The sequence below is a fragment of the Aeromicrobium sp. genome (assembly GCF_050700635.1).
Classification (GTDB): Bacteria; Actinomycetota; Actinomycetes; order Propionibacteriales; family Nocardioidaceae; genus Aeromicrobium.
The window spans coordinates 1-4,145 of record NZ_JBOHDT010000008.1 but is presented as its reverse complement, the minus strand read 5'-3'; the positions used below and the strand labels follow the sequence as shown (position 1 = coordinate 4,145).

At 68.1% G+C, this 4,145-nt stretch carries 4 protein-coding genes and 1 pseudogene; all 5 read left to right on the top strand.

Annotation, left to right across the window (positions count from 1 at the left end):
* The first annotated feature begins 89 nt into the window (after positions 1 to 89).
* Positions 90 to 1,256, top strand: coding sequence for a 3-hydroxy-9,10-secoandrosta-1,3,5(10)-triene-9,17-dione monooxygenase oxygenase subunit (gene hsaA / locus ACRDPN_RS00670; protein ID WP_431445391.1), 1,167 nt, complete (start codon positions 90 to 92; stop codon positions 1,254 to 1,256).
* Positions 1,256 to 2,146, top strand: coding sequence for a 4,5:9,10-diseco-3-hydroxy-5,9,17-trioxoandrosta-1(10),2-diene-4-oate hydrolase (gene hsaD / locus ACRDPN_RS00665; RefSeq protein WP_431445390.1), 891 nt, complete (start codon positions 1,256 to 1,258; stop codon positions 2,144 to 2,146). The genes hsaA and hsaD overlap by 1 nt, the downstream gene beginning before the upstream one ends.
* On the top strand, positions 2,143 to 3,039 hold the full coding sequence (hsaC, locus tag ACRDPN_RS00660; protein WP_431445389.1) for an iron-dependent extradiol dioxygenase HsaC: 897 nt from the start codon (positions 2,143 to 2,145) through the stop codon (positions 3,037 to 3,039). Before hsaD ends, hsaC begins: the two co-directional genes overlap by 4 nt.
* A 14-nt stretch (positions 3,040 to 3,053) precedes the next feature.
* Positions 3,054 to 3,683 (top strand): flavin reductase family protein, encoded by a 630-nt coding sequence (locus ACRDPN_RS00655; protein ID WP_431445388.1) that lies wholly within the window; start codon positions 3,054 to 3,056, stop codon positions 3,681 to 3,683.
* A 9-nt stretch (positions 3,684 to 3,692) separates the two neighbouring features.
* Positions 3,693 to 4,145 (top strand): annotated as a pseudogene (locus ACRDPN_RS00650) (hypothetical protein); the annotation flags it as partial.

The window sequence follows — 4,145 nt, the reverse complement described above, 5'->3', positions numbered from 1 at the left end:
CGTTCGTCCACCGTGTGACTGCGGGAGCCAATGGACTTCCTACTAGAACGTGTTCTAGTATTGGCGGCACGGACTTTCGAGGAGCGGTGATGACCCAGGCTGTGCTGGACGGCGTACGAGACCTCCTGCCCGCGTTCCGCGAGCGCGCGGACGAGACCGAACGGCTGCGCCAGGTTCCGGAGGCGTCGGTCAAGGAGCTGGAGGAGACCGGGTTCTTCCGGCTGCTGCAGCCCGAGCGTTTCGACGGACTGGAGGGCGATCCGATCGACTTCTACACCGCGGTGAGCATGATCGGGTCCGCCTGTGGCTCGACCGGCTGGATCTGCTCGGTGCTCGGCGTCCACCCGTGGCAGGTCGCGCTGTTCCACGACGACGCGCAGCAGGCCGTGTGGGGAGAGGACACCTCCACCCGGCTGAGCTCGTCGTACGCACCTACCGGCAAGGCCGTCGTCGCCGACGGCGGCTACATGCTGCAGGGGCGCTGGAGCTTCTCCTCGGGCTCGGCGCACGCGACGTGGGTGCTTCTCGGTGGCCTGGTGTCCGACGAGGACGGCCAGATCGTCGACTTCAAGACCTTCATGGTGCCGCGGGAGAAGTACGACATCGTCGACGTCTGGAACGTGGTCGGCCTGTCCGGCACCGGATCCAACGACATCGTGGTGGAGGAGACGTTCATCCCGGAGGAGTTCACCCTCTCGATGAGCGACACCGGCCGCTGCCGCGGCCCGGGACAGGAGCAGAACCCCGGCGAGCTCTACCGGCTGCCGTTCCACTCGCTGTTCACCACCACCATCACCGCGCCGATCATCGGCATGGCCCGCGGTGCGTACACCGAGCACGTGGAGATGCAGCAGAAACGGGTGCGTGCGGCCTACGCCGGTGAGAAGGCGTCCTCCGACCCCTTCGCCGCGGTGCGCATCGCTCGCGCTTCCAGCGAGATCGACGGGTCCTGGGCATTGTGCATGGCCAACATCCACGAGGAGCAGGCACTGGTGGCCAAAGGGGAGAAAATCCCACTGTCCCTGCGGCTGCGGGTCCGCCGTGACCAGGTGCTGGGCACCCAGCGTGCGATCGACGCCATCGACGAGCTCTTCGAGGCCTCGGGTGGCCGGGCGCTGGCCAACGGCACCTACCTCCAGCGGGCCTGGCGGGATGCGCACGCCGGCCGGGTGCACGCGGCCAACGACCCCGAGCGTGCGCTGCAGATGTACGGCATGTACGAGTTCGGACACAAGGTCGACCCGGGAATGTACTGATGGCCGGCCTCGATCGCGAGTCGACCTTGCGCTCCGCCAAGGCCGGTGACCTGACCCTCAACTACTACGAGGCCGGCGAGCCGACTTCCATGGGCGGCGGGCTGCCGCTGGTGATGCTGCACGGAGGCGGACCGGGTGCATCGGCGTGGTCGAACTTCGGACCGGCACTGCCGGGCTTCGCCGAGGACTTCCGGACGCTGCTCGTCGACCAGCCCGGGTTCGGGCGGAGCGACAAGCCTCCCATCGTCGGCAACTACTTCCGCTTCGCCGCAGAGGCGGTCAAGGACATGCTCGACGAGCTGGGCATCGACCGCCTCCACCTGCTCGGCAACAGCTTGGGCGGCGGCACCGCGATGCGGTTCGCCCTCCTCTACCCGGAGCGGGTGGGCCGGCTCGTGCTGATGGGGCCGGGCGGGCTGAGCCTGAACCTCTTACACGCCGATCCGACCGAGGGCGTCAAGCGACTCATGGAGTTCTCCGGCGCGCCGTCGGAGGAGGCGATGCGGGCGTTCATCTCCACCATGGTGGTCAACCAGGACCTCGTCACCGACGAGCTGGTCGCGGAGCGGCTCGCCGACGCGACAGCGCCAGGGGCGCAGGAGGCCATGCAGTCGATGGGTATGTCCTTCTGGAATCCGGACACCTACGAGGACGGCCTGCTCTGGCGCGACGCGCACCAGCTGCAGCGGCCGACCCTGCTCACCTGGGGACGCGAGGACCGGGTGAACCCGCTCGACGGTGCCTTGGTGGCGCTGAAGATGATCCCCAGGGCTTCGCTGCACGTCTTCCCGAACTGTGGGCACTGGGCCCAGATCGAGGCGGCCGAGGAGTTCCGGCAGGTCAGCACGGCGTTCTTGGCACGACACGTCGAGCGGAAGGAGAAGTCATGATCGACATCCGATCGATGGGCTACGCGCGCGTCGCGTCCACTGACCTGGAGGCGTGGCGACACTTCGGCACCAAGGTTCTCGGGCTAGCGGAGGGCCGCGGGCCGACCGAGGAGAACCTGTACTTCCGGATCGACCAGGTCTCCAGTCGGTTGGTGGTCTTCCCGTCCGACGTGGACCGGCTGGAGTGTGTCGGCTGGGAGCTCGCCGACCACGAGGCGCTGCAGGCGGCCCGGGAGAGCCTGGGCAAGTCGGGGGTCGACTTCACCGAGGGGACGCCGGAGGAGCTGGCCGAACGCAGGGTCCAGGAGATGATCCGGTTCGTCGATCCGTTCGACAACGCCTTCGAGCTGTTCCATGGCATCACCTACGAGTCGCGCCCGGTGGTGACGCCGTACGCCGCCCGGTTCGTCACCGGCGAGCAGGGGATGGGCCACGTCGTCATCCCCGTGGACGACGACGTGGAGGCGTTGCACTTCTACCGCGACGTTCTGGGCTTCCGGCTTCGCGACTCCATGTCGATGCCCGGCGAGTTCGTGGGCAAGGAGGAGGGGTCGAAGGTCTGGCTCCGCTTCCTCGGGGTGAACCCGCGGCACCACTCGCTGGCGTTCCTGCCGATGCCCAACCCCAGCAGGTGCGTGCACATCATGTTCGAGGTGGAGCAGCTGGACGACGTCGGCCGCGCCCTCGAGCGAGTGCGCAAGCACAAGGCCCCGCTCTCGGCCACCCTCGGCCGCCACATGAACGACGAGATGGTGTCCTTCTACGTCCGCTCACCCGGCGGTTTCGACATCGAGTTCGGCTGCGAGGGCCTGACCGTCAACGACGAACGCTGGGTGGCGCGGGAGTCGACGGCGGTGTCCTACTGGGGACACGTGTTCGGTCAGTCGGGCTGAGGGGGACTGCCACAGTGGAGCCCGCGACCGACGCAGATGTTCCGGAGGGCATGAGCCCGGACGCCGCAGCGTCCTGGCCGCCCCGTGAGCTGATCGACTCCTTCCTGGGCGGCGATCACGACATGTTCGCGTGGCGTCCGGGCGAGGTCGTCCACATCGACGGTGAGGACGCGCAGGCCGCCGCCCGGACGTACCGCGACGTGCTCGGGCAGTACGCCAGCGGTGTCACGGTGGTCACCACCCTCCAGAAGGACACCCCGGTCGGCATGACCTGCCAGTCGTTCACCAGCGTCTCGCTGGACCCGCCGCTCGTCGCCTTCTTGCCGATGAAGAACTCCCGCGCCTTCGCAGCGATCCGCCAGACCCGCCAGTTCTGCGTGAACTTCCTGGCCGCCGATCAGGCCGACCTGTCGAACAGCTTCGCGTCACTGGCGGAGGACAAGTTCGACGGAGTCGCCTGGCAACCGACGAGCAGCGGGATGCCGCGGATCGACGACACCGTCGGCTGGGTGGACTGCTCGGTGCACGCCGTCCACGAGGCCGGCGACCACTACCTGGTCATCGGCCGGGTCGAGGACCTCGGGCAGGGCGACGCGGCAAAGCCGCTGTTGTTTCACCGGGGGCGGTACCGCACGGCCGACTAGGAGGGTCATATGAGCCTGGGACGGACGGCAGTGGTTCTCGGCGGCAGCATGGCGGGGCTCTGCGCCGCGGGTGCGCTGGCTCCGCACTTCGACGAGGTGCTTGTTCTCGAGCGCGACCAGCTGCCGCCCGATGCCGAGCACCGACGCGGCGTACCGCAGAGCAAGCATCCGCACTTCCTGCTCAACTCGGGGCGCCGTGCCATCAACGACCTGTTCCCGGGCTTCGAGGACGACCTGATCGCGGCCGGCGGTCTGCACCTCGTGGCGTCCATGGACACGGCCTACCTCGAAGGCCCCGGTTGGGCACCACGCAAGCAGGGGGCCCTGACGATGGTCTACGGCTCACGGATCCTGATCGAGCGGGTTCTGCGCGACAAGGTACGACTGCTGCCCAACGTCACGATTCGTGAGGGCGTGTCGGTGAGCGGGATCGAGACGATTGGCGGTCGTACGCCGCATGGG